Genomic DNA, 25,331 nt, shown 5'->3' with positions numbered 1-25,331 from the left:
CTGAAACGGTGCCCTCCACCGAGCGCTGGAGGCCAAGTCCACCTACGACACGCAATGGAGGACAATGTGAGCAAAGGAAAAGTGCTTATTCTCGGGTCCAATGCGACCAGGATCGAGATCAAGGGCGGCCGGTGGGGCGCTACAGGACAGTACCTCAATGAGACGGTCGTTCCAGCAATGGCCGTCATCGATGCCGGCTATGAGGTCGTGCTCGCGACGCCGAATGGCGAAAAACCGGTAATCGACAAGGCTTCTGATGCGCCGGCGCATTTCGGCGGCGACAAGGCGGCGTACGATCGCGCCAAGGCCTTCTACGCCGACCATCCATCGATGACGCCGCGAACGCTCCGGTCGGTAATCGAAGAAGGGCTGGACAACTACGCCGGTGTGTTCGCTCCGGGTGGGCAGGCCCCGGTCGTCGACCTCATGCAGGATCAGGACGTCGGCGATGTGCTCCGCCATTTTCATGAGAAGGCGAAGCCCACGGCCCTGCTTTGCCACGGACCCATATCAGCGGTCGCCGCGATGCCCTACGCACGCGAGTTTCGCGCGGCTTTGATTGCCGGAGATCCGGACAAGGCGGCAGAGTGGGCCAAAGGCTGGCAGTATGCGGGCTACAAGATGACGATATTCTCTTCGAGCGAAGAGAAGGTGATCGAGGACAACATCCTGCACGCGAAAATCTATTTCCACATGCCTTACGCGCTGACGCTTGCAGGCGCCAACGTGACCACAACTCCGGTCGATTTCGAGCCCTATGTGGTCGAGGATCGCGAACTGATCACGGGCCAGAACCCGCGTTCGGATCATCCGATCGGTGCAGCGCTGATCGCTGCGCTCGACCGCCAGTGCGAAGGCAAGCGCGCCGCCTGAGGTCCTGCGGGTCGGCCTCGGCGCCGACCCAACCTCTCGGAGAAAGAACTGGATCATGTCGACCGGCGTCAAGATCGTGGGAATCCTTACCGCTCGGCCAGGCAAGGCCGCGGAGCTCCAGCGGCTCCTATGCGCCACACGAGTATCCAGCCGGACGGAGCCCGGCAATATGAGATGGGACATCTGGCGCGACCGTGCCAATCCGGACCGCTTCATACTTGACGAGCTCTACTCGGACGACACCGCGCTTAACGCCCATCGCGAGACGCCGCACTTCAAGAACTATGCAGAGAAGATCGGCGATCTGGCCGAACGAACGCCGATCGTTCTCGATCCATTCGACGTCACATGAAACGCTAGGAGAACAGGACAATGAAACGTGCAATTACAGGATTACTCGCAGCCATGATCACAACCGCTTCCCCGCTCGCAGCCTCCGCTGCCGAAAAGGCCGTCTCAATCGTGCTCGTTCACGGTGCCTTCGTCGATGCCTCCGGGTGGCAGGCCGTCCATGACATCCTGTCCGCGAAAGGTTACGAGGTCTTGGCGGTGCAGAACCCGACTGTCACCCTTAAAGGTGACGTTGAAGCGACCCGCCAGGTTATCGCCAGGGCCAAGAAGCCGGTGGTGCTTGTGGGTCATTCCTATGGCGGCGCGGTCATTACAGAGGCTGGCGATCTGCCCAAGGTGCAGAGCCTGGTCTACCTCGCCGCCTACGCACCCCAGGCCGGAGAATCCGTGTTCGACATCGCGACGGCGCCCACGCCCGGCGAGGACAAGGCGCCGCTGCTCCCGCCAAGTAACAACTTCCTGCTCTGCGACTCGGAGAAGTTCCCGACTTCCTTCGCTGCCGACGTCGATCCCAAGACGGCTCGCTTCATGGCGGATGCGCAGGTGCCCTGGGGTCTGGAAGCCGTGCAGACAAAGATCACCGCCCCCGCCTGGAAGGACAAGCCGACCTATTTCATGGTGACGACCAAAGATCACATGATCCCACCCAGCCAGCAGCGCGCCAATGCGGCACGCGCGAAAGCAAAAGTGATGGAAATCGACTCCAGCCACGCGGTGATGCTCTCGCATCCTCAGGAGGTCGCCGACTTCATCGCTGGCGTGGCCGCCCAGACGAATTAATGCCGGTTGTAACCCATACAGGCCCAACGGGAGACAGCGAGACCGCCCAGCGGCAGTCTCTCTTCATCGAACGGCGGAAGGGCCGTCAACTATGCTGAACTGCCGACGCGGCCTTCCCGGATGGCTGGCGTCGGCCCCGTTGAATGCTTGAGCGGCTGAACACGCGACGGCGGTTGTTTCGAGCAGTGCCACAAGCGGACGGACAGCAGCAGGCCCCAAAGAGGACATGGCTGAACGCGATACCGTCGCGGCGGTTGCCAAGATACATTGGAGGTCATTTGTGAGACGAACAATCAGGGGATTTCTCGCCGCCATGATCCTTGCCTCCCCGTCGCTTCCTTCGCCGCCGACAAACCTGTCTCGATCGTTCTAGTACATGGCGCCTTCGTGGACGGCTCCGGCTGGCAGGAAGTGTTCAACATCCTGCTCGCTGCCCTGAAGAAGCTTGCGTAAAGCCGTGGGTGTCAGCACGGACAAATGTCAGTCGTGCTTGCGCTATTGTCTTCCAAGCGGAGTGGAAATGATGTCTCAGACCAATCTGATATCGCGAAGGAGTTTCTGCCTCTGTTGCGCAGCGGCCTCTGCTTCAGCGGCTACCGGCGGATGGCTTAGTCCCAGGGAAGCGTATGCCGAGGCTCGCGGTGTTGTCAGTCTTGTCAGGGATAGCGCTGCAGTATCACCGATCGTCGCGCATCAACTGCGCGGCAGTATTAGCGTGCTGGAGGGTTCGGGCGGGAACATCGCCGTCCTCACGGGGCCGGACGGCAATCTTCTGGTGGACGCTGGCATCGGAGTGTCACGGACACACGTGACCGAAGCCTTGGATAAGCTCTCGGCCGATCCCGTAACACACTTGATTAACACGCATTGGCATTTCGACCATGCCGACGGCAACGCGTGGCTTGGCGCGCTCGGGGCAAAGATCACGGCCCATGAAAACACGCGCAAATACCTTTCGCAGGTCCAGCGGGTCGAAGACTACGACTACAACTTCTTGCCGCTGCCGATAGACGGGCTGCCATCCGACGTGTTCGCGAACGAGCACGCGATCAAAGTTAACCGCGCCTCGGTAGGCATGAAGTATTACGGCTCTGCTCACACCGACAGCGACATATCCGTTACGTTCGCCGAAGCAGACATCGTCCATGTCGGCGACACGTACTGGAATGGCCTTTACCCCTTCATCGACTATTCCACCGGCGGCAGCATCGATGGCATGATCGCGGCGTCGGACGCCAATCTGGCCGCGACGACGGACAAGACGATCATCATTCCGGGCCACGGCAAGCCTGCCAGCAACCGGGCGGAACTCCAAGAGTTCCGCGACATGCTCGTGGCTGTCCGCGAGAACGTCGCGAAGCTGAAAAAGCAAGGCCGGTCGCGCGACGAGACGGTCGCCGCCAAGCCAACCGCCACCTTCGACGCCAAGTGGGGCAACTCCGTCATCGATCCGGGCTTCTTCACTCGGCTGGTGTACCAAGGCGTATGATTACCAGTTCACCCATTTTCGCAATTCGAGCGATCGCGAGGACGAAACGACGCAAAATCCGAGCAACCTCTGAGCCACGATCAACCGCCGGGGTCTACTCCTCGGATTGTGGGTATTCGACACGTCGGCGCTTTCGCGACAGCGGCAAGATCCGCCGGGACGATCGCCGCGCCCAGCTCGCCTTCAATGTGTGACAGATAACAAGGACGGGAGTCGACGGCGTAAAGATATGGCTCAGCGGACGCCCTGCTGCATGGCTTCTCTCTCGTCACCTGACGCACAACCTCGTCCGACTATAGGGCTGGTTGCTACCGCGGGATCGCTCTTGGGATCGGCCCTGGAGACATCCGCGCTTGAACCCTTCGCTGAGGTTTTGAAACGGGAGATTTGCTGGGGGCGTTGAACGTTTTATCTAACTTGCGACCGGGACGTGATCCTAAACGATCAAACTGAGCTCAAACTCATTCAGACGGTTCTGGGCCATAGGTTGCGGAGCGCAGATTGGGTGCGCAAATCCGCAAGATGCGGGGGACACTTTACTCGTTACTGAGAGTCTGCAGAACCGTCGGCGAGGGCAATATAGACGAGTGCCAGTCGCTTCTGATGGATCAGACCCTTGGACCGTTCGATGCGCTCTGCTGTCCAAGAGGCGAACAAGGGACGGACGAGTCAGTTTCAACCCAAGAGGATTCCACCTTGCGGGCTTGGTATTTGTCTGACATAATTTAATGTCTCCTAATGTTTAAGTGGGCAATTGGGGTTAGAGATGGCCAAGGAACCTTCTAGTGCCGCTTCTTCGGCAAATAAAGCGGATGCAAATCTGATAGGTAATTCAGAGGGAAACGGGCTGAACTTCATGGCCTCCCAGGCTCGCGAGGGCGGGCCAGGCGGTGACGCGCCAGGTGTCGACAAGATACGCGATCTTTTGTTCGGCAATCAGATGCAGGACTATGATCGCCGCTTCTCCAAGCTTGAGGAACGATTCCTGCAGCGATTCAAGGATGTCGAATCCGAAACCAAGCGCAATCTTGAAACCTACGAGTCGAATGCCAAGAAACAGGTTGACTCGCTCGCGACGCAGTTGCGCAACGAAAAGGACGCACGCGCCGAGGCCGACAAGGAGATGGACCGCAATCTTCGCGATCAAAACCAGGCGCTGGAAAAGCAGGTGCGCGCCTTATCGGATCAACTGAGTGAGCTCGAGCGCGAATTCGCGGATCGCATGAGCAGAAGCGACCATTTGCTGCGCGAGGAGATCAAGCAGAAGAACGAAAGCGCCCAAATGCTCATGGAGAAGATCTTTTCCGATCTCAGCAACGTCAAGACCGACCGGAATCTTCTGGCCGGGCTGTTCGTCGAGGTCGCGAAATGTCTCAACCAGGATCCCGTCGGCAGCAAGGGCAATTCCGAGCGTGGCTGGAAAGTGAGTTGATCGGAACTTGACGTCGAGCGTCGAACCAATCAGCCTTTCTCAAAAACAAGCTTCGAACGATACCGGTATTGATCGCGAGGCTTTGGCCCGCCTTTTGGTGGAAATTGCCCGGAACGTCGATCCGGACAACCATACGCTTTACGAAGGTGTTCCAGCCGCCGACCATCGGCTGGAAAGGCTCCGCCAACTGCTCGTCGGCGGCGAGATCTCGGAGCTGTCCCGCGTCACGCACCTGCTCGACGAACCCGAGCAGCTTGCCACCGCGGTGGGCAACGTTCTGCCCGAAGCAACTGCGCGCGCGTCCCATACGCAACTCGGCGAGGCTCTTGCCCCGGCTGTCGAAAGGGCGGCGCAGCGGTCCATCCAAAAGAACCCAAACACGCTGACAGATATATTATATCCGGTGTTTCTGCCGGCCATTCGCAAGTCGATCGGCGAAAAGATCGACCAAACCTTCCAGTCGTTGAATGAGTCTCTAAGGCATATATTCACATGGCATGGGTTGAAGTGGAGGTTTGAAGCCTGGCGAACGGGGACAAGCTTCTCTGCAGTTGTTCTCAAGCATTCTCTTATCTATCGCGTGGAACATGTCTTTCTCATCAGCCGCGCTTCCGGGCTCCTGATTGCGCATGTAACTTCCCAAGACGCAACCAGCGAAGACCCTCAACTGATTTCCTCGATGCTGAGCGCGATCCAGGATTTTGTGAAGGACTCTTTCAAGGAGAAGGAAAATAGCGGCCTCGACACCATCCGTTTCGGGGAACTTCGCCTCTGGTCGGAAGTCGGACAGTTTGCGACCCTAGTTGCGGTGATCCGGGGAAATCCTCCGGAGGAACTGCATGAAGTCATCCGCGATGTACTGCTTCGGATCCATCAAGAATCGTCGCGGGCCTTGGAGCGGTTCGACGGCGACAGTTCCCAGTTGCCAGGCGTGGAGACGCAATTGCAGACCTGCGTCGAACTGCAGCACATGGATTCGAAAGAGGGATTTCCGTGGCTGGTGGTGACGGCGGTTCTGCTGGTTTTGATCGTGGCGGGCGGCTGGTCCTTTCTGTCCTGGCAATCCGCACACCGCTGGCAAACCTACCTGTCGCGGCTGGCGGCCCAGCCGGGCATCGTCGTTTCGGACCAAAAAATCCGTGGCGGCGACTTCTATGTCGCCGGCCTGAGAGACCCGCTCGCCGCGGACCCACAATCGCTGCTGCCAGGAACGGAGGTCGATCCCACCCGGGTTCATTCAAACTGGCAGTTCTATCAGAGCCTCGAGCCGGAATTCGTGCTGAAGCGGCTGTCGGCGTCGCTGGCGCCGCCGGATTCGGTGCGACTCTCGGTCATCGATGGTCGCATCGTCGCCGAGGGTGAGGCGACCACCACGTGGATCAACCGGGCGCGGGCCGCTGCCCAGCAGCTTTCGGCAGGCGGTCCGGTCTTCGACATCTCCGGGGTCCGCGATGTGAGCGCCGAGGAGCGCTGGCAGGCCTATGTGTCGCGACTGGAGACCCTGCCTGGAATCATCGTCGCCGATCAGAATGTGCGCGACGGCCAATTCCATATTACCGGTCTGAGAGACCCGCTTGCCGCCGATCCAGAGTCGCTGTTGGCCGAAACGCAGGTCGATCCCGCTCGCGTTCATGCAAGTTGGCAATTCTACCAAAGCCTTGAGCCGCAGTTCGTGCTGAAGCGCCTGACGGCGTCGCTCACGCCGCCGGATTCGGTGCGGCTTTCAGTCGTCAATGATCGCATCGTTGCCGCGGGCGAGGCCACCACTGCTTGGATCAACCGCGCGCGGACCGCGGCCCAGCAGCTTTCGGCTGGCGGACCGGTCTTCGACATCTCCGGGGTGCGTGACGTGAGCCCTGAGGAGCGCTGGCAGGCCTATGTGTCGTGTTTGGAGACCCAGCCCGGGATCATCGTCGCCCAACAGAATGTGCGCGATGGCCAATTCTATATTACCGGCCTGAGAGACCCGCTTGCCGTCGACCCGCAGTCACTGCTGGCCGGGACCCAGGTCGATCCCGCGCGTGTTCATTCGAGCTGGCAATTCTATCAAAGCCTTGAGCCGCAGTTCGTGTTGAAGCGGCTGACGGCGTCGCTGTATCCGATGGATAAAGTGCGACTTTCGATCGTCAATGGCCGCATCGTCGCCGAAGGTGAGGCTCCCGACACCTGGATAGATCGCGCGCGCGCAGCGGCAAGACAGCTTTCAGAAGGCGGACCGGAGTTCGACATCTCCAAGGTCCGCGATGTGAGCCCCGAAGCGCGCGCGGCCGAGCATTGGCAGTACTATGTGTCGCGACTTGAGGCCCAACCGGGAATAATCGTCGCCCAACAAACGGAAAGGGGCGGAGATTTCTACATTTCCGGTCTGAGAGACCCTCTTGCCGCCGACCCGCAAGCTCTGCTTTCCGGAACGAAGGTTGATCCCGCCCGCGTTCATTCACAGTGGCAATTCTATCAGAGTCTTGATCCGAAGTTCGTGGTGAAGCGGCTGACGGCGTCGCTGTCCCCGCCGAAATCGGTTCGGCTTTCGATCATCCAGGGTCGCATCGTTGTCGTGGGCGAGGCATCTGCCGGCTGGATCAGCCGGGCGCAGGCCGCCGCGGACCAACTTTCGGCGGACGGAGTGGTTCTGGATGTCTCACAACTGCGCGAGCTGAACCTTGCTGAGCTTAATCAGTTGAGAGAGGCCATCCAGTCGACCGATATTTTCTTCTCTTCCGGCAGAGTTGTCCCGGGACCGGAGCAGACGCCGGTGCTCGACAGATTGGCTGATCAGTTGAAGGAATTCGCCGAAAATGCCCGCAAGGCAGGTGTCACAGCGCGGTTCATGTTGACCGGCCATTCGGACATAACGGGCCGTGAGACGGCCAACGCGTCGATCAGCGCCGCTCGTGCCGAGACGGTTCGCGCGCTTCTCAACAAGCGCGGCGTCGCTCCGGAACTGCTCTTGGTTCGCGGCGCCGGCACCTTTGAGCCGGCGGTGCCCGAAAACGAAAATAGCCGAACTGGGAACTCCACCAATCGCCGCGTTTCGGTTACGGTGAACCTGGAGTAGTGCGGAGCCCGGGATGCTGCAAAAAAAGATCTGCATGTTGGGCGGGTTCGCCGTCGGCAAGACGAGCCTGGTGCGCAGGTTTGTCCAAAGCATCTTCTCGGAAAACTACCTAACCACAGTCGGCGTCAAGATCGACAAGAAAAGCGTCGCGTTTCCAGACAAGACCGTGGACTTGATCTTGTGGGACCTAGCCGGCGAAGACGATATCGGTTCGTTCCGCGTCAGCTATGTGCGAGGCGCGACCGGGCTCGTGCTGGTCGCCGATGGAACCCGGCCAGCCACTCTTGCCGTGGCGCTCACGCTGCGTGAACGGTGCGAGGCCGAATTCGGCGCCATGCCGTTCATATTGCTGTTCAACAAATCCGATCTGACCGATCGGTGGGCGATACCGGAGGGCGAGATCGACGAACTCAAGCAACGTGGATGGCAGGTCTATCTGACGAGCGCGCTATCGGGCGAACATGTCGACGATGCGTTTCGTCAGCTTGCTTCGATGGTCGCCAACTAGACCATGTCCAGTTTGCCGAAGGAAGTCAGAAGCTGGATATACGACTTCTTTTCCAATGAGCGCTTCGCGGCGTATCTGAAGATCGACGGCCGGCAATGCATAGAAGAGAAGGGCGGCAACCTCGAACATTACGGGCTCTCGTCGCTTCGCATCGGCGAGCCCGTTGCCGAGCAGCTTGAATTCATGGAAGGGCTGCTGCCTTGCCCGGAGCTTCCATTCCATATGCCGATGATGGAACTGCCCGGCGGCCACGTCGCCGACCTTCATCTCTTTGGTGACAGCGGCTCGGTGTGGCTGGTCTTTCTCGACGCCACTCCCGAACGTGACCACCAGCAGCGGCTTCAGCAGAAGGCTTATGAAATGACCCTCCTGCAGGAGAGGGAGCGCCAGCTCAATGCCAAGCTGCAATCGACGAACGAGGCGTTAAGGGAGAGCCAGGAGGGCTTGTCGCGCGAATACCGGCGCGCCGAATCCCTGCTCCTCAACATTCTTCCAGCGTCGATCGCGGAGCGGCTGAAAGCGGATGAGCAGATTGCGGACAACCATGCGGAAGTCAGTGTGCTTTTTGCCGACATCGTCGGTTTTACGGAAAGGGCGCGGAGCGTCGGAGCCGCGCCCACGCTCGCTATTCTGAATTACTTCTTCAAGTCGGCGGATATGCTCTCGGAAGAATATGGATGCGAAAAGATTAAGACCATCGGCGATTGCGTAATGGCGGTCTCTGGCCTGCCCACCGCGCGATCCGATCATGCGCAAGCCTTGGCGCATTATGCGCTCGAGCTACGGGCGGCAGCCAGGCGCGAGCGCTTCGCAGGCGAACCGCTAAGCCTCAGGATTGGAATTCACTCCGGACCGATCGTGGCGGGCGTGATAGGCAAAAGACGGTTTGTCTATGACCTGTGGGGCGACACCGTCAATCTCGCCGCACGCATCCAAAAGGCCGCTGAGCCCGATGAAATCCGTATTTCGGATGCAACCCACCAATTGCTCACACCCGATTTTGCTTGCGAGCCGCTTGGGGAAACGGAATTGCGTGGCACAGGTCGCGTGCGAATGTGGCGGCTCTAAAGCATGTCTCCCGAAAGTGGGAACCGGTTTCGGGACAAAGACATGCGCAAGATCAAAAACCTAAAGCGCAGGGAGCGAATCTGAAAGATCGCGACGCGCTTTAGGCACCTTTACGCTTGCCTCAAACGCATCCTATTTTGGAGGGCAGCAGCCACTCGCGGGCATAAAAATGTCGGTACTACCTTTCTTAAGAATTTACGCGCCGCTCAACGCGGTGCTGGCTGCGCCTGGGCTTTTGGCGGTGGCTGGGCTCACGATACCGGACATGTCCGGCCGAAGCAGGCTGGCTCTGGCTGCAGTACTCGCTGCCATTTGGGGCGCCTATCTCCTGCAAATGGCCGCGACGCTGCTTGAGCGTGAGGCGGGAGGCGTTCGGGACAGGACGCCGGCAATCGCCATCGATGTACTCGCGGTCTTGGTTCCACTCGCCGCATTTCTGCTCGTTGGCACGCCCGACCGGAGCCTCTACTGTGCTGTCTGGCTCCTGAAACCGCTGCGCGACTCGACTTTCTTCCCGGTGCTGGGCAGGGTGCTGGCCAACGAAGCGCGCAACCTGATCGGCGTCACCACGCTTTTTGGCGTCGTTCTGTTCGGTGTCGCCCTCGCGGGCTATGTCATCGAGCGCGATATCCAACCGGAAAAGTTCGGCAGCATCCCCCAGGCAATGTGGTGGGCGGTGGTCACGCTGTCCACCACCGGCTATGGCGACGCTATTCCGCAAAGCTTCGCTGGCCGCGTCCTTGCTGGGGCGGTCATGATGAGTGGCATCGGCATCTTCGCCCTCTGGGCCGGCATTCTTGCCACCGGCTTCTATCAGGAGGTTCGTCGCGGGGACTTTGTCCGTAATTGGCAACTGGTCGCCGCCGTGCCGTTGTTTCAGAAGCTCGGACCGGCCGTGCTGGTCGAGATCGTGCGCGCGTTAAGACCTCGCACCGTGCCGGCGGGCGCCGTGATCTGCCGCAATGGCGAGATCGGTGACCAGATGTTCTTCGTCGTGGAGGGGCGCGTCAGCGTCGCGACGCCAAATCCGGTGGAGCTTGGCCCTGGCGCCTTCTTCGGCGAGATGGCGCTGATCAGCGGCGAACCGCGCATGGCGACCGTCAGCGCCGCAACGGCGGTCTCACTGCTATCGCTGCACTCGTCGGATTTCCAGATGCTGTGCAGCAGCAGCCCGGAGATCGCGGAAATCATCCGCAAGACCGCGCTCGAACGGCGCGGCGCGGCGCCGATGGCTTGACCGCACCACGAGGTGCAACTGCGGGACGTGTCCACCCCCGGCTTCACAATTGAGGGAGCCGACGATATCATCGATCTCCGACATTAGGTATCATAGCTTTCCTACTCTGTTGTGGTGGCTTTCCTGCGCCGGTTGGTGTGCGCCTGCGCAACTGCCATTTTTAGCTCGGGTGTGATCTCGACAGGCGTATTCTCTGCCCCATGTGGGTTCTGCAGCCCTTCGACGTGAACGGTCGGGAATGGCAGTTCGATGCCCTGCTCCTTGAAGACTTGGCGGACGCGTACATAGAATTTGCGTTTCATACCGAAGGCGCCTCCCGGTATGGTTGTGGCCTTGACCCTCAATACGATGCCGTACTCGCCGAACTCCTGTACGCCCTGCATCTTGATCGGTGAAAGCACCCAGGGTTTGAATTCGGGATCTTCAGCCAGTTCGAGGCCTATTCGCTTGATCAGCTTGCGAGCGAAGTCGATGTCGGTGTCATAGCCGACGGTGATGTTGAATTTGTCGGTAACCCAATCACGGCTCTGGTTCTGGACTGCCCCGAGTTCACCGAAAGGTATCGTGAACAGCGAGCCACGATGATGGCGCAGCTTCACCGAGCGCAGCGAAAAGCTCTCCACCGTTCCCATATAATTGCCGGCGGTAATGTATTCGCCAACACGAAACGCATCATCGAGAAGAAAAAACACGCCCGAAATGACGTCCTTGACCAGGGTTTGCGCCCCAAATCCCACGGCGACGCCAACGACGCCGGCGCCGGCGATCAGTGGGCCAATCTCGATACCCATTGAAGCGAGGATCATCAACACTGCCATGACGACGATCACCGCGAGCAGAATGTTCTGGATGATCGGCAGGAGCGTGCGCAGCCGCGCCTGCTGCGGATCGACGATCGGAGCCTCCTCGGCGTCGATCACCGCGTGCGGCGTTTCGATGCCAAGCTTTCTCTCGATCAAGGCCTTGATGATCGACCAGCCGAAATCGGCTGCGAGGGCAATGACCACGATATTGATCAAGCCGCGCAATATGAGCGTGGTCGTCGTATTGCTGTCCTGCATGGACTGCATGTTCAGACCCCAGACACGGGCGAGAACATAAGCCGCCGCCAGGATCAGGATCATCCGGATTCCGCGATCGATGACAGCGATCGTCAGCGCCGGGATCGTAGGCCGGCCAGCCTCTTCCGAACCCGGCCGCAGGACGAAATTGACCGCGCGCTGCGTCAGCACGATTGCCAAAGGCAGGAAGAATGCGGCCAAGGTAAACCAGAACAATATAGGAAGGCCTGCGATGCGCAGCAGGAACAGGACGACGAAGTAGGCAGTCAACAACCATGTCGCTCCCGTATGACCGCTTTGGTGCGCATCCTCTCGCTGTGTTCTTGGCCGACGCCAAACGGCAAGCAGAAAGAGCAGCAACAGCACGAAATCGGCGCTTACCGACAGGACCAGCATTCCGTCCTGATCGATGCCGAGACCCGGCAGGAGGATGAATGCGGCGGCGAAGAAGGCGAAGACGCCGACGATCCGGGGCAGCCAATAGAACCAATGGTCGGCTGTTTCGTTGGTGATCGGCAAAGCGCGAACCTCGACAGCGTTTTCGACCTGCATGAAGGAAGGGACGAGCAGGGCTGCGAGATACATGCGCACCGCCGCTGTGGCGACTGCAGCCATCAGAAATGTCAGCACAATCTCACGGATAAGCATTGGCCAGTCGAACAGCATGAACGCGCCGGCGCTGCCCAGCGCGAATGAGACGATCAGCAGGCTGGAATAAAGCGTGCGGCCGCCAATCTTCTTGACCCGCCCAATGGGCGTATCCTTCGATTGCGCAATGATCCAAAGACGGAACGGACGGGTGAGCTTGTACGTCGCCCAGGTGAGCGCCAGGCCGGCAGAGATGAAAATCGCGATCAGCAAAAGCAGTGCGGCAGGCCTCTTGCCGGACATATCCTCCATGGTCTCTGCCCGGACGCGCGCGAACTGGCCCGGCAGCGTGGGCAAGGTTCGCACGATTCTTTCGATATGATGCTTGATCCGATCGAGCGTCGAGGATGCCATCGTATTCATCCGGCCCGGCGCGGCCACGGCATCGGACGATGCGCCGGACGGCGAAGCTCCTGCCGCGGCAGGCGCTCCGGTCGGCCCGGCGTCCTGCTTTCGTTGCTCGGCCACCCAGGCCTTCACCGATGGATCGTCGAGAAGATCGAATAGCTGTTTGACCTTTTCAGGCGGGACGGTCGCCGTCGCCTGCGCCTGTGCCGGATCAGCCAACAAGAGGGCGATGCCAAAGACGAGCGGCCCCGCAATCAGGACAAACATCGCGGTCAGATCTCCGAGACGTCGTGCCGGGCGTGCCCGATTCCTGGCTGTCAATCGTCGATTCATGAATGGCATCGTGCTGCAACCTTCCGGTCAAATCGGTAAGCAAGGACATTTACGTCCATCGTTGCCCTACCTTGAAGAAACCGACATTGCGGTGCAAGACATCGCCGTCCCAGAGCGCGCGACCTCGTTCTGCAAGGCGGTCAGGTCCCTGCCTGCCGGATACGCTTCCGCTCAAAAGCGGTGCCACGTCCCGAGATCTCGGCGATCAAGGGATGAGGTGTACTCCCACTCAATGTACGTGGACGACGACGTAGCGTCCGCCGTAGGCCTGATAATATGTACTTCCGCAGTGCCACAGCACGGTGCCGTTGACCGAAGTTCTCAGGCACGCTGCCGGGAGCCTGGTCACGTAGATAGTCGAACGGCGGATCGTTCGGCGTGTGGTACGCCTCGCGACCCCCGCGACGCTTCCAGGCGTCAGCGGACGGCCGACGCGCGCCTGCGCATCGCCGACGAAAGGGGCGAAGGGTGTAAGGGCCTCGATGAGCCCCGCAAACATTATGGCAACGGCGATTCCGGCAGCGTCGGTCAATCTCAAGCCAGGTCTCGTCATTTTGATCCTCCCAAGAGCTCACCCCTTCGCGCGTTCTTATGTCCGCTTATGTCCGGACTATGCAGCCAGGCGCCCAACGCAGGCTAGAATTTTAGAAGGTACTAATTATCAAATTCGACTTCTATCCGGATTGCGCAAATTCCATCGAACCGCTGGCGATGATGACCGGCATTTCTCGGCGCGGGTTGCGCCCCGGTCACGATCTTCCGGCGCGCTGCAGTGTTTGGTAGGAGCTGCGGCGGCCGCTCGGCCGAGAGCTGTCCGCACTTGTTCAGGTCGGGGAAGACAGACCCGAGCGCTTCGTGCGAATGTAGCTCCATGAAGGGCTTCGGATTATTGTTGGCGCCCATCACATCACGAAATGCGGGGTCCAGAGTGAAGAACGCTGTCCGGCCTTTCGCATCGCGCCGGTCGCATGGGAGACGATGAGTTTGCGAACGGTGAGGGGCGATCTGCGGCTTCTTGGTAATACAAATTGAAAATTGCGCCCTCATGTTTCACAAGAGGTCGTAGACTCAGGATGGTTTTGAAGCCTGCGGGGTCGCCCAGGCTCCTCAAGGCGAGAATTCGAAAAGACGTTCAACAATGACCCATCACGGACAAGACGCTCGGATTCTCATGTACAGCCACGACACGTTCGGGCTCGGCCATTTGCAGCGCTGCCGGACGATCGCGCATTCGCTGGTCGAGGATTTCCACGGACTTCAGGTGCTTATCATTTCGGGTGCGCCCATCGCCGGCGCCTTCGACTACCGCGCCCGTGTCGACTTCGTGAAGATTCCCAGCGTCATCAAGTTGCGCAACGGCGAATACACCTCGCTGGAAAAGGATATCGATCTACATGAGACCCTCAGGATGCGCCAGTCGATCATCCGACACACAGCCGAGACCTTCCGGCCGGATATCTTCATCGTCGACAAGGAACCGCTCGGCCTGCGCGGTGAGATTGAGGACACGCTGTCCTACCTCAAGACGCGAGGTACTACGCTCGTGCTTGGCCTGCGCGAGGTGATGGATGCGCCGCATCTGCTCGAAGCAGAGTGGGCACGCAGGGATGTGATGCGCAAGATAGGCCTGTTCTACGACAAGGTCTGGGCCTATGGCCCGCCGGATTTCTACGATCCGTTGACCGGCTTGGATGTGCCGCCGGCTGTCAGGGCCAAGATGCGGTTCGTCGGCTTCCTGCAACGGAGCCTGCAGCGGAACGAGTTGCCGGGCCACCGGCCCGAGGGCGAGTATATCCTGGTTACCACCGGCGGCGGCGGTGACGGCGCCGAGCTGATCCACGACGTCATCGATGCCTATCAACAGGGTCCGCAATTGCAGCATAGGGCGCTGATCGTGCTTGGGCCTTACATGCCAGCGCGCAAGCGCAACAAGCTGCTCAAGAAGGGGTCCAAGATCCCCTGCGTCAAGATCATCGAGTTCGACAACCGCATGGAAGACCTGATTGCCGGCGCCAAGGCGGTAGTGGCAATGGGTGGTTACAACACCTATTGCGAGATCCTGTCTTTCGACAAGCCGGCGCTGATCGTGCCGCGCGTCGAGCCCCGCCAGGAACAACTGATCCGCGCTCGGCGCGCAGCCGAACTCGGCCTGATCGAGATGCTTTTGCCGGACGAAGCCAAGGATTCCCAGCGGTTTGCCGAAGCACTGGTGGCGCTACCGGACCGGCCCCGCCCATCTCAGAGCAATCCGCATCTGAGGCTGGAAGGACTGCCTCATATTTCCGAAATCGTCGCAGACCTGCTCGATCGGCGGGCCAGCCCTCACCTTTCGGTCATTGAGGGAATGAGCTGAGTTGCAACGTCGCAAGATCGTCGTGGTTCTGAAGGGCTATCCGCGGTTGTCGGAAACCTTCATCGCGCAGGAACTGCTCGGTCTGGAGCGCGCGGGATTCGACCTGATACTCGTCGCGCTCAGGCGGCCGACCGACGCAAAACGCCACCCTGTGCATGACGAGATCAAGGCGCCCGTCCGTTATCTGCCGGAATATCTGCATGAAGAACCGCTGCGCGTGCTTCGCTCGCTGTTTGCCTATCTGCTGCGGCCGGGGTTTTGGCGCGCGCTCGGATCGTTGGCTGCCGATATCCCCCGCGACTTTACGCGCAATCGCGTGCGCCGCTTCGGGCAAGCGCTCGTGCTGGCGGCCGAATGGCCGGAAGACGCGGGATGGTTGCATGCCCATTTCGCGCACACGCCGGCATCCGTGACGCGCTATGCCAGCTTGCTTCGTAGTCTGCCCTGGAGCTGCTCAGCCCATGCCAAGGACATCTGGACTTCTGCGGACTGGGATCTGGCCGGCAAGCTTTCCTCGGCACGCTGGACGGTCACTTGCACGAAAACCGGCTTCGATCGTCTCAAAGAACTCGCAAACGGCAACTCGTCCGTGCATCTGAGCTACCATGGGCTCGACCTTGATCGCTTCGGCAGTTTCGGCGAGGCGCGAAAACAGCATGACGGCTCGGCGGCGGACGATCCGGTTATCATTCTCAGTGTCGGGCGCGCCGTTGCAAAGAAAGGTTACGATACCTTGCTGGAGGCGCTTGCCCTCTTGCCTGGCGATTTGGCGTGGCATTTCGAGCATATCGGCGGCGGAGAGGAACTGGAACGGCTCAAGGCGCTGGCGCAAAAGTTCGGACTGGATGGTCGCGTGTCCTGGAAGGGCGCGCTTGCGCAAGAGGAGGTGCTTGAGCACTACCGGTGCGCCGACATCTTCGCCCTGGCCTGCAGGATCACCGCAAATGGGGACCGGGACGGTCTGCCGAATGTTCTGGTGGAGGCGGCCAGCCAGCGGCTTGCCTGCGTGTCGACCGATATTTCCGGCGTGCCGGAGCTTTTGTCGCCGGATGAAACCGGGCTGCTGGTTCCGACGGAAAACCCAATTGCCCTCGCACAGGCGCTGGAGCGCCTGATCCGCGATCCCGTGCTGCGCGCCCGCCTCGGCGACGCCGCTGAGCGGCGCGTGCGTGGCAATTTCGACCATACGGCAAGCATTGGACAGCTCAAGGAACTTTTCGAGCGGGAGTGGCGGGCCGCCGAATGAAGCGCGTCTTCCTCTATGTCCAGCACCTGCTCGGTATCGGCCATCTCGCGCGCTCCAGCCGCATCGCGGCAGCACTGGTCGATGACGGGTTTGACGTAACCGTCGTGACCGGCGGTGCGCCGATCGCGGGGTTTCCGGGACCACGGGTAAATACTGTAACCCTGCCGCCTGTCACCTCCGGCGATGAAGGATTTTCCGGACTTGTCGATCTGCAGGGCAGACCCATCGACGATGATTTCAAGAAACGGCGTTCAGAGACACTGCTGCAGGCATACCGGGATTGCAGACCTGATATCGTCATTGTGGAGGCCTTTCCGTTTGGACGCCGGCAGATGCGTTTCGAACTCTTGCCGCTGATCGAGGCCATCGAGGCGACATCGCCCAGACCGCTGCTGGCGACATCCGTCCGCGATATTCTTCAGGAGCGCGTCAAGTCGGGCCGAAACGAGGAAACGGTCGATCTCATCAACAGGCATTTCGACCTTGTCATGGTCCACGGCGATCCGGCTTTCGCAACCATCGACAAGACATTTCCGCTGGCCGGGGCAATCAGGGCCGAGGTCACCTACACAGGGCTCGTTGCCGCGCCGCCATCGCCCGCGGCCACCGGGCGCTTCGACATTCTGGTTTCGGTTGGCGGCGGGGCTGCCGGAAGGGGTCTTGTCAGTTCCACCATCGCAGCGGCGCAGAATGCCAACAATGGCTGGAAATGGTGTTTGATCACCGGCCCAAACTTGCCGAAAGACGAGTTTGACGCCATCGCACGCGATGTCACGCCGGGCTTGTCCATCTTCCGGTTCCGCGAGGATTTCGCCAGCCTGCTGACCGGCGCCCGCCTGTCGGTCTCGCAGGCGGGTTACAACACGGTCTGCGATGTCCTGCGCGCGGGTTGTCGCTCCCTGCTCGTGCCGTTTGCAGCCGGCGGGGAAACCGAACAAACGGTTCGCGCCCTGATGCTCGAAGAACTCGGTCTTGCAACGGTGCTGATGGAAAAGGACCTGACGCCTGAAGGTTTGGCGCAGGCGATCGAACAGGCGCTGGTGGCGCCGAGGCCGTCCGCGCATCGTCTCGATCTGGAAGGGGCGCGTCACTCGGCGCAAATCCTGCGCGAGCGCCTCAAGTCCTAGAGCGATTCACCGTTTCACGGAAACGGCGAACCGCTCTATCTCTTTGATTTGACGCAGTTCCGGACGGAATACCGTTTCCTGGTATCTGCCTTAGTCTTCATGCATGTCGTTGTCCCAAAACCGCTGCGCAGTTTTGGGCGAGACGCATCACACAGTTCCTATCAGCATGAAGCGCGTATATTTTTTTGTCGGCAGTTCGCCCGAGAACCGCACCTCGCGAAGCGCAGCCATTGCCTCGAAGGCTGCAAGTGAAACCACGCAGTTGATGTGAGTCGGCTCGCTGAAATAGTCATTCGATTGCAGCAGTACATTCGTGCCCCGCGGAAGTAGGGCAAGCCAGGCGCGCAGATCGGCGATGTGCTCGCAGCTCGTATTGACTATCAGGTCGGACGGCCCGGCCGCATAGTCGAGCGCGTACATATCTGCCGTCAGCGCCCGGAACCGGTCGCCGGCTTCCCGGTTGAGGGTCCGGGCGACCGGCGCTACCTCGGGGTCGATATCGATGCTGTCGACAGCCGCGATGTCGAAGCGGGCGTCGTTGAAAAGCATCGCCGGCAATACGCCGTACCATCCACCCAGAACCCATATGCGCTCGAACCGGCCGCCGCAGCTTTCGAACAGGCTGTCCAGCGCCCACATCTTGCAGGCGACCTGCTTGTGGTTGAAGGCGTTGGCGATATCGGCCCGCGGATGCTTGGCGATAACGCGCGCCAGCCCCGCCACAAGAGGGTGGTTGACATAGGCAGCAATTCCCCGCGTGAGGTCCAAGGCTTGCTCGTGCCCGTCCATGCCGGCATTGCGTGGTTGCGTGACATCCATCATATTCGTCTTGTATTTCGGGATTTCGGGCGACACAACGCAATCTTGCCCCGCCAAGCGCCTCGCAGGCTTCGAACGTGTCGCCGGCGATGGTTGCCGATGCGCCGTTCACCAGCTGCTTCTACTTTGTTCCTTAAACTGAAGGTCCACAGTCGCATATGGAACCCAGCCTAGCTCGCTATATCTGGACGCATACCAAGAAGCAGCAGCTCTGGATATTGATCATCGTCCTGCTTTCGATGATCCCGTATTTCATGTCCTTTGACCTGCCGAAGCTGATCGTCAACGGCCCGATCCAAGGCAAGGGCTTCGAGCAACCGGGCGCGACCCAGCCCTTCATGAGGCTGCACTACAACCTGCCGTTCATCGGAGAGGTCCAGTTCTTCTCCGGTTTTCAGCTCGACCGGACGACGACGCTGTTTGCTCTGAGCCTTGTGTTCCTCCTGCTGGTCATCATCAACGGCCTGTTCAAATATTACATCAACACCTACAAGGGCCGCCTCGGCGAACGCATGCTGCGGCGTATCCGCTTCGATCTGGTCGATCGTGTGCTGCGGTTTCCGCCGCGTTATTTCAAGCGCGTGAAATCCGCCGAAGTGGCGACCATGGTCAAGGACGAGGTGGAGCCCCTGGGCGGTTTCATCGGCGATGCCTTCCTGCAGCCGGTGCTGCTCGGCGGCCAGGCGCTGACGGCCATGCTGTTCATCGTGGTCCAGAACTTCTGGCTCGGAATGATCGCCGCCGTGATCGTGGCGATCCAGATCGTGCTCATCCCGCGAATGCGGCGGCGGTTGATCGTGCTCGGACGCAGACGGCAGTTGACGGCGCGCGCGCTTTCGGGCCGCGTCGGCGAAATCGTCGACGGCATCGGCGCGGTTCACGTCCACGATACATCAAATTACGAGCGCGCCGACATAGCTGCCCGGCTCGGCCTCATCTTCAAGATCCGCTTCGATCTTTACCAATGGAAATTCATGGTGAAGTTCCTCAACAATTTTCTCGCGCAGATCACGCCGTTTCTGTTCTACATGGTCGGCGGGTATCTGGTCATCCAGGGGCGGCTGGACGTCGGCCAGCTCGTGGCCGTGATCGGCGCCTACAAGGATCTGCCTGGACCGATGAAGGAACTGATCGACTGGGATCAGGACCGGCAGGATGTCCAGGTCAAATATCAACAGGTCGTTGAACAATTCACCGTCGAGGGTCTCATTGCGCCGCGGATCGGGGCACTGACGATCGACGATCCCGGTCCGATGACCAACCCCCTGTCGGCGATCGGTCTGTCCATGACAGACGATGGCGGTGCAATGCTCCTCGACCGTATCTCCCTCCAGGTCAAGCCCGGTGAGACGGTGGCGCTGGTCAGCACTTCAACAGGTGGAGCGGAGGCGCTTGCAGAAGCCTTCGCACGGCTGAACTGGCCCGAAAGCGGAAGGGTCGCTTCGGGCGCCGACGACCTGCTTGAACTCCCCGAAGCAGTGACCGGCCGGCGCATATCCTATGCCTCGTCGGATGTCTTCCTGTTCCAGGCAAGCCTCCGCGACAATCTGCTTTATGGGTTGAAGCATGCGCCGCTGACATCGGTGACTTACGACGGTGCCGCGGCGGACCAGCAACGCTGGAACATCGACGAGGCGCGCCGGTCGGGCAACCCTGACCTCGATATCCACAGCGACTGGATCGACTATGCTTCCGCCGGCGCAACCGGCCCGCACGACCTCTTTGAAGCCGTGCGCCAGGTGCTCGACGCGGTTCTTCTGTCGCGCGACATTCTGGATCTAGGCTTGCGTTCTTCGGCCGATCTCACGCGCCACACGGAGCTTGCCGGGCGCATCGTTGAACTGCGTGCGGCGCTGCGAACCCGGCTGGAACACGAAGGATTGAGCGGACTGGTGGTTCCTTTCGAACCGGGCGCCTACAACAAGGAAGCAACGATCGGCCAGAACCTGCTCTTCGGCGCTGCCGCCGGCCCGGAGCTGGCCGACAGGGCTCTGGCGGCAAATCCCTATTTTGCTTCCGTGCTGAGACAAGCCGGCCTCGATCGCACGCTTTACGAAATGGGCTTGGAGATCGCTGAACAGGCGATCGAGCTGTTTGCCGACCTGCCGCCCGATCACCCGTTCTTCCAGCAGCTCGCCTTCATGAGCGCTGAGGAGATACCCGCCTACGAAACCTTGCTGCAGCGGCTCAAGAACCGTCCCTACGAGACGGTTTCAGAGAGCGACCGCGCCATGATCGTCACCTTGAGCTTTGCCTATATCGAGCCCCGGCATCGCTTCGGCTTGCTGAGCGACGAATTGATGAACAAGATCGTCGCCGCACGCAACCGGTTCTATGAAGACCTGCCGCCCGAGCTGCAAAACGCGGTCGAACGCTACGATCCAGCCAAGTACATTGCCGCGGCTACCGTCATGGAGAATGTCCTGTTCGGGCGTCTGGGCAGCAACCATCCCGACGCGCCGGACCGCATACGCTCCATCGTCTATGACATTCTTGATGAACTGGGGCTTTATACCGAACTGCTGGATGTCGGTTTGGACTTCAACGTCGGTGCCGGCGGCAGGCGGTTGACCAGTGGACAGCGACAGAAGCTCGATGTTGCCCGTGCCCTGCTCAAGCGTCCCGATTTCCTCATTCTCAACCGGCCGCTGTCGGCGCTCGACCAGCGCGTGCAGGAGAAGGTGCTGCAAAACGTGCTCGAGGAAGCCAGACGCGACGGCCGTTCGCCGGCAATCGTGTGGGTCGTGACGAATCCAACAATGGCGATGATGTTCGATCGGGTTGTCGTCTTCGACTCGGGTCGTTTGGTGGAAGACGGAACACACGAGACGCTTTTGGCAGGGGGCGGTATTCTCAAGGAACTGCTGTCATAGTGCATTGGACATTCAGATGGGTCATTCCGCCGGTGGGAACTGCAAGGTCAAGGGTTTGAGCTTTCGGCTGAGTTGGGCTCGCCGCCTCAAGTGGCTTGTATTGCCACCCGGAAACGGAACTGATTTCATCTGGGCGTCGGTTGTTCTAGTCTCGCAGACGTGAATTTTGGGAAGGTTTGGGACAATGCTGCTCAAGGATGAGGTTGGAATGCTGCAACGCGTTCCCTTGTTCTCCGGCATAGAGCCGGCAAAGCTCAAGCTGCTCGCGTTCACGTCCGATCGCGTGAGCTACGGCGCCGGCGAGATCCTTTTCCGGCAGGGCGACGAGGGAGACGCCGCCTATGTCATCCTTTCAGGCAGGGCGGATATTCTGGTCGATTCCGACGGTGGATCGATAAAAGTGGCCGAACTGGTGCCAAATTCGATCGTTGGCGAGATTGCCATATTGTGCGACGTCTATCGCACTGCGACCGTTAGAGCCGCTAGTCCGCTGGAAGCCTTGAGAATCCGAAAGGAGCATTTCCTGAGGCTTATGAGGGAGTTCCCGGACATGACCATCGAGATGGTACGGGTCCTCGCCGATCGCTTGAGCCATACGACCGCGGATCTGATCGACGCACGAAGCGCCAAACAATGAATGATTTGCGCCGATTCTTGCCGTCGTGATGGCACTGGCCTCTCACGGAAAGGGTCACCAAGAGGAAAACCCGTCTCGCCTAGCAGCTGTTGTTTGGCTACGATGGCCGAGGGGTACCACGAAGGGCTTGCATGGACGACGACGTTTTCCTGGTCAAGTTTTGGGGGGTGCGCGGCAGCATTTCGGTATCGGGGCCAGAATTCTCCCGCTATGGCGGCAACACGATCTGCATTGAGATGCGATGCGGTAAGCATACGCTTCTCTTCGACGCGGGCTCTGGCCTGCCGCCTGCCGGACGAGCGCTTCGGGCGTCGGGCGTAACCGATTTCGACCTGTTTTTCACCCATTGCCACTACGACCACATCATCGGGCTGCCGGCTTTCAAGCCGATCTATGACCGCACCGTCAAAGTCAGGCTCTGGTCCGGGCATCTTGCAGGACGCATGACGACCCAACAGATTGTCGATGAGTTCATGCGGCCGCCTTGGTTTCCGGTGAGACTGGACGTCTGCAAGGCAAGCCTCGACTACCGCGATTTCGTATCAGGAGACGTTCTTCGGCCGCGCGAAGGGGTGGTGATCCGAACCGGCAGCCTAACCCATCCCGGTGGCTGTATAGGCTATCGGGTCGAATGGGGCGGCCGCGTCGTGGCGGTGATCACCGACACCGAACACGAGCCGGGCAAGCTTGATCAGGCGGTCCTCGACCTCATCGAAGATGCCGACCTCGTCATTTACGATTGCACCTACACCGAGGAGGAAATGGAGCGCTACCGCGGCAACGGGCACTCGACATGGCAACAGGGGGTCAAGCTCTGCGAGGCGGCCGGCGCGCGGGAGCTTGCGCTGGTTCACCACGATCCGGCACGCACCGACGAGGAACTGGGCGAGATCGAGAAACTGGCCAAGGACAGGTTTGCCGGCGCTTTTGCCGCGCGGGATGGCCAGACGCTCGAATATCCAATCTTATCGCACAAAGCGCGCTGAGCTGTCTCCTCTCTCTTCTTGTTTTGACGCAATTCCGGACGGAAAGCCGCTCACACTTTTCCTGGGATTGCTCTACCGGCGCCGCGCCTGACCAATGTCCTGATCAGAAGCCATGCGCAGGCCTCAGTCCGTGCGGTGACCGTGAACAGCCGTTCGAGGAAAAGCCAGGCCGATTCATCATGGACGAGATGGTGGGTGAGCAGGCCGACCGGCTCGCCGTCGTCGAATGCGCGCCGCAATTGCGCGATGATCGTCTGAACCAATATGCCGTGATCGCGGCAACCGCGCGTGCCATGCCAATCCATGATGTCGACATTGCTGTTGATGACAGCCAGCGAAGCAGGCTTCGGCGGCCCATAGACCGACAATGCCGCAAATCCTATCGATCCAAGCTCGGATATCAAACTGGCGTCGATCCTGTTCCAGGGCGGCACCAGCATCGGAACGGCACGTGCGCCGTGCAGGCCGGTTATGCGCGACAGCCCGCGAGCCAGATCATTGAGAACCGCCTCGCGGGACCGGTGCGGGCCGAACTCCTGCTTTTTCTGCCCCTCCGACGCGTGATTTCGGTGCGCCCAGCCATGGATGGCGACCGTGGCATGCGGCGCCTCGTCAAGCCGGGCGACCAGCTTCCCATCGGTCAGGGCCGGAATGACGGCCAGAGTGACCGGAATTGCGAATTGACCGGTGAGGTCGAGCAGCCGATCGAGCGCAGGCGTCGGATCCACGGCGTCATCGTCGCGCAGCCAGAACTCAGCCTTGCGGTCCGCCCGTTGCCAGCGCGCCAGTTCCTCCACCAAGGGTTGCCAGATCTGATCGGATGTCATGAAACCGGGATCCTCGCAAGAAGTTCGGCCAGACGCGCTGCCGCGGCACCAAGGGAGCGTTCTTCGAGGATGAAACGTCTGGCTTCTGCGGCCATGATAGTCCTTTCGTCGTTACGGGCCAGAAGCCTTTCAATGGCTGAAGCGAACGCCGTCACATTGCCCGGCGGGGTGAGGAACCCGGTCTGGCCGTCCCGCACGACCTCCGGCACGCCGGCGATGTCCTGGGCCACCACCGGAAGGCCGGCGGCCTGCGCTTCAAGATAGGCAACGCCATAGGCCTCGCCGAAACCCGGCCAGACGTAAATTCCCCCACTGTAGAGGACATCCGGCACGGCGGCCGGCTCAATCGCGCCAAGCCATTCGATACGGTCGGCGGGCAAGCCAGCAAATTGCGCTTTGACCTCGTCACGGGCAGGCCCGTCGCCGACGACCGACATGGTCCAGGGCAGGTGACCGATCGAACCGAGCGCCTGCGCCAGCATGCGATAGCTTTCGAGTTTGTCGCCCGGGCGCATCATGGCGACGGTAACGAGGCGCGTCGGACAACCCCGTGCCGGCGTTTCACGGAATGCCGATGTGTCGATGAAGGGCGAAAGCATGCCGAAGGTGGCGCCGGGTACCGCATCAGCCAGTCCCTGGCGGTCCCTTTGCGTGAAGCAGATGTTCAGCGCCGCTCGTTTGACGGCTCGCGCCACCAACGCTTGCGTATCGGCCCACAAACCGGCGTTGCGCCGGCTCGAATAGGAGGCTTCCGCTGTCACATAGGGGAGGCCAACGGCCGCCGTCAGCTCGGGCCCGATCAGGTCGGGCGCCTTGTAATAGGGATGATAAGTGAACCAGAGATCGGGCTTGCCGTCACGATCCCAAAGCCTTGTCAGCCGCGCGGTTTCCCCTTTTGCCTCGATCTTGAGCGCATCGAAACTTTTCGGCTCCGGTTCGCGTAGATAGAAGCGCAATTCGGATGCCAGTTCGACGCTATGCCCCACGTGCTCCAGCGCCTTGATAAGCGTCCGTGCCATCTGGCGGTCGCCGGAGGCAACGAGATCGTTGGGTGACTTCAGCGGCGCGTAGAAGGCAATTCGCATCGCCGGACCCTATCATCGCAAAGCCGGCGCAAGTCAATTTCGAAGCATGATCGTCGTCACCTTCAAGCAGTGGAATGTGCTATCTGATGCTTATGGAAACAGCTGCCGCGCCCGACCCGTTTGTCGCTTCTCTGCCGGTCTTCGCAAAGTTCGAAAGCGTTGCCGATATCGACAACTATCGGCCTCTCCCCGAAG

General features: G+C 60.2%; 20 protein-coding genes. 15 read left to right on the top strand and 5 right to left on the bottom strand.

What is annotated here, in order from left to right:
• Window positions 1-54: 54 nt before the first annotated feature.
• From EOA23_RS08405 to EOA23_RS08360, 9 genes are all read left to right on the top strand, one after another.
• Complete coding sequence (locus EOA23_RS08405) at window positions 55-873, top strand: DJ-1/PfpI family protein (RefSeq protein ID WP_281058746.1); 819 nt, start codon at window positions 55-57, stop codon at window positions 871-873.
• A gap of 55 nt (window positions 874-928) precedes the next feature.
• On the top strand, window positions 929-1,225 hold the full coding sequence (locus EOA23_RS08400) for a putative quinol monooxygenase (protein ID WP_127303576.1): 297 nt from the start codon (window positions 929-931) through the stop codon (window positions 1,223-1,225).
• Window positions 1,226-1,245: 20 nt separating this feature from the next.
• The gene (locus tag EOA23_RS08395; protein ID WP_042639129.1) at window positions 1,246-2,004 is read left to right on the top strand and encodes an alpha/beta hydrolase; all 759 of its coding nucleotides are present in this window, start codon (window positions 1,246-1,248) and stop codon (window positions 2,002-2,004) included.
• 523 nt (window positions 2,005-2,527) lie between these two features.
• The gene (locus EOA23_RS08385) at window positions 2,528-3,493 is read left to right on the top strand and encodes an MBL fold metallo-hydrolase (protein WP_127303582.1); all 966 of its coding nucleotides are present in this window, start codon (window positions 2,528-2,530) and stop codon (window positions 3,491-3,493) included.
• A 766-nt stretch (window positions 3,494-4,259) separates the two neighbouring features.
• Window positions 4,260-4,925: a hypothetical protein gene (locus EOA23_RS08380; protein ID WP_042639131.1), complete on the top strand. Its 666-nt coding sequence runs from the start codon at window positions 4,260-4,262 to the stop codon at window positions 4,923-4,925.
• Window positions 4,926-4,932: 7 nt separating this feature from the next.
• Window positions 4,933-7,980, top strand: coding sequence for an OmpA family protein (locus tag EOA23_RS08375; protein WP_127303574.1), 3,048 nt, complete (start codon window positions 4,933-4,935; stop codon window positions 7,978-7,980).
• A 13-nt stretch (window positions 7,981-7,993) separates the two neighbouring features.
• Window positions 7,994-8,488, top strand: a complete 495-nt coding sequence (locus tag EOA23_RS08370) for a Rab family GTPase (protein ID WP_042639134.1) — start codon at window positions 7,994-7,996, stop codon at window positions 8,486-8,488.
• 3 nt (window positions 8,489-8,491) lie between these two features.
• Window positions 8,492-9,556, top strand: coding sequence for an adenylate/guanylate cyclase domain-containing protein (locus EOA23_RS08365; protein WP_127303573.1), 1,065 nt, complete (start codon window positions 8,492-8,494; stop codon window positions 9,554-9,556).
• Between the two features lie 169 nt (window positions 9,557-9,725).
• A complete protein-coding gene (locus EOA23_RS08360; protein WP_127303572.1) occupies window positions 9,726-10,793 on the top strand; it encodes a cyclic nucleotide-gated potassium channel in 1,068 nt (355 codons plus the stop codon).
• 101 nt (window positions 10,794-10,894) lie between these two features.
• Here the strand turns inward: EOA23_RS08360 and EOA23_RS08355 are convergent, their stop codons facing one another.
• Complete coding sequence (locus EOA23_RS08355; protein ID WP_127303571.1) at window positions 10,895-13,117, bottom strand: mechanosensitive ion channel family protein; 2,223 nt, start codon at window positions 13,115-13,117, stop codon at window positions 10,895-10,897.
• Window positions 13,118-13,412: 295 nt separating this feature from the next.
• Window positions 13,413-13,682 carry a hypothetical protein gene (locus EOA23_RS36360; RefSeq protein WP_245474075.1) on the bottom strand — a complete coding sequence of 90 codons (270 nt, stop codon included), beginning with the start codon at window positions 13,680-13,682 and terminating at the stop codon, window positions 13,413-13,415.
• 639 nt (window positions 13,683-14,321) lie between these two features.
• On the opposite strand from EOA23_RS36360, the gene EOA23_RS08345 reads away from it, so the two are divergent.
• From EOA23_RS08345 to EOA23_RS08335, 3 genes are read left to right on the top strand one after another with little or no spacing between them, the layout of a single operon-like run.
• Complete coding sequence (locus EOA23_RS08345) at window positions 14,322-15,536, top strand: glycosyltransferase family protein (protein WP_127303569.1); 1,215 nt, start codon at window positions 14,322-14,324, stop codon at window positions 15,534-15,536.
• A gap of 1 nt (window position 15,537) precedes the next feature.
• Window positions 15,538-16,782, top strand: coding sequence for a glycosyltransferase family 4 protein (locus EOA23_RS08340; RefSeq protein ID WP_127303568.1), 1,245 nt, complete (start codon window positions 15,538-15,540; stop codon window positions 16,780-16,782).
• Window positions 16,779-17,909: a glycosyltransferase family protein gene (locus EOA23_RS08335; protein ID WP_127303567.1), complete on the top strand. Its 1,131-nt coding sequence runs from the start codon at window positions 16,779-16,781 to the stop codon at window positions 17,907-17,909. Before EOA23_RS08340 ends, EOA23_RS08335 begins: the two co-directional genes overlap by 4 nt.
• A 147-nt stretch (window positions 17,910-18,056) precedes the next feature.
• Here the strand turns inward: EOA23_RS08335 and EOA23_RS08330 are convergent, their stop codons facing one another.
• Entirely contained in the window at window positions 18,057-18,728 is a 672-nt protein-coding gene (locus EOA23_RS08330; RefSeq protein ID WP_127303581.1) for a class I SAM-dependent methyltransferase, read from the bottom strand.
• A gap of 158 nt (window positions 18,729-18,886) precedes the next feature.
• Here EOA23_RS08330 and EOA23_RS08325 point away from each other — a divergent pair, with 158 nt between their 5' ends.
• From EOA23_RS08325 to EOA23_RS08315, 3 genes are all read left to right on the top strand, one after another.
• Window positions 18,887-21,601 carry an ABC transporter ATP-binding protein gene (locus EOA23_RS08325; RefSeq protein WP_127303566.1) on the top strand — a complete coding sequence of 905 codons (2,715 nt, stop codon included), beginning with the start codon at window positions 18,887-18,889 and terminating at the stop codon, window positions 21,599-21,601.
• A gap of 184 nt (window positions 21,602-21,785) precedes the next feature.
• A complete protein-coding gene (locus tag EOA23_RS08320) occupies window positions 21,786-22,238 on the top strand; it encodes a cyclic nucleotide-binding domain-containing protein (protein WP_127303565.1) in 453 nt (150 codons plus the stop codon).
• Window positions 22,239-22,369: 131 nt separating this feature from the next.
• On the top strand, window positions 22,370-23,224 hold the full coding sequence (locus tag EOA23_RS08315; RefSeq protein ID WP_127303564.1) for an MBL fold metallo-hydrolase: 855 nt from the start codon (window positions 22,370-22,372) through the stop codon (window positions 23,222-23,224).
• A gap of 50 nt (window positions 23,225-23,274) precedes the next feature.
• Here EOA23_RS08315 and EOA23_RS08310 read toward each other — a convergent pair whose 3' ends face one another.
• Together EOA23_RS08310 and EOA23_RS08305 are read right to left on the bottom strand one after the other, a co-directional pair.
• Window positions 23,275-24,051 (bottom strand): polysaccharide deacetylase family protein, encoded by a 777-nt coding sequence (locus EOA23_RS08310; RefSeq protein WP_127303563.1) that lies wholly within the window; start codon window positions 24,049-24,051, stop codon window positions 23,275-23,277.
• Complete coding sequence (locus EOA23_RS08305; protein WP_127303562.1) at window positions 24,048-25,136, bottom strand: glycosyltransferase family 4 protein; 1,089 nt, start codon at window positions 25,134-25,136, stop codon at window positions 24,048-24,050. Before EOA23_RS08305 ends, EOA23_RS08310 begins: the two co-directional genes overlap by 4 nt.
• Window positions 25,137-25,331 lie beyond the last annotated feature (195 nt).

Source organism: Mesorhizobium sp. M2A.F.Ca.ET.042.01.1.1, assembly GCF_003997405.1.
In the GTDB taxonomy this organism is placed as follows: domain Bacteria; phylum Pseudomonadota; class Alphaproteobacteria; order Rhizobiales; family Rhizobiaceae; genus Mesorhizobium.
The sequence above is the reverse complement of the archived record's forward strand: the minus strand, read 5'-3'. Positions and strand labels throughout refer to the sequence as shown.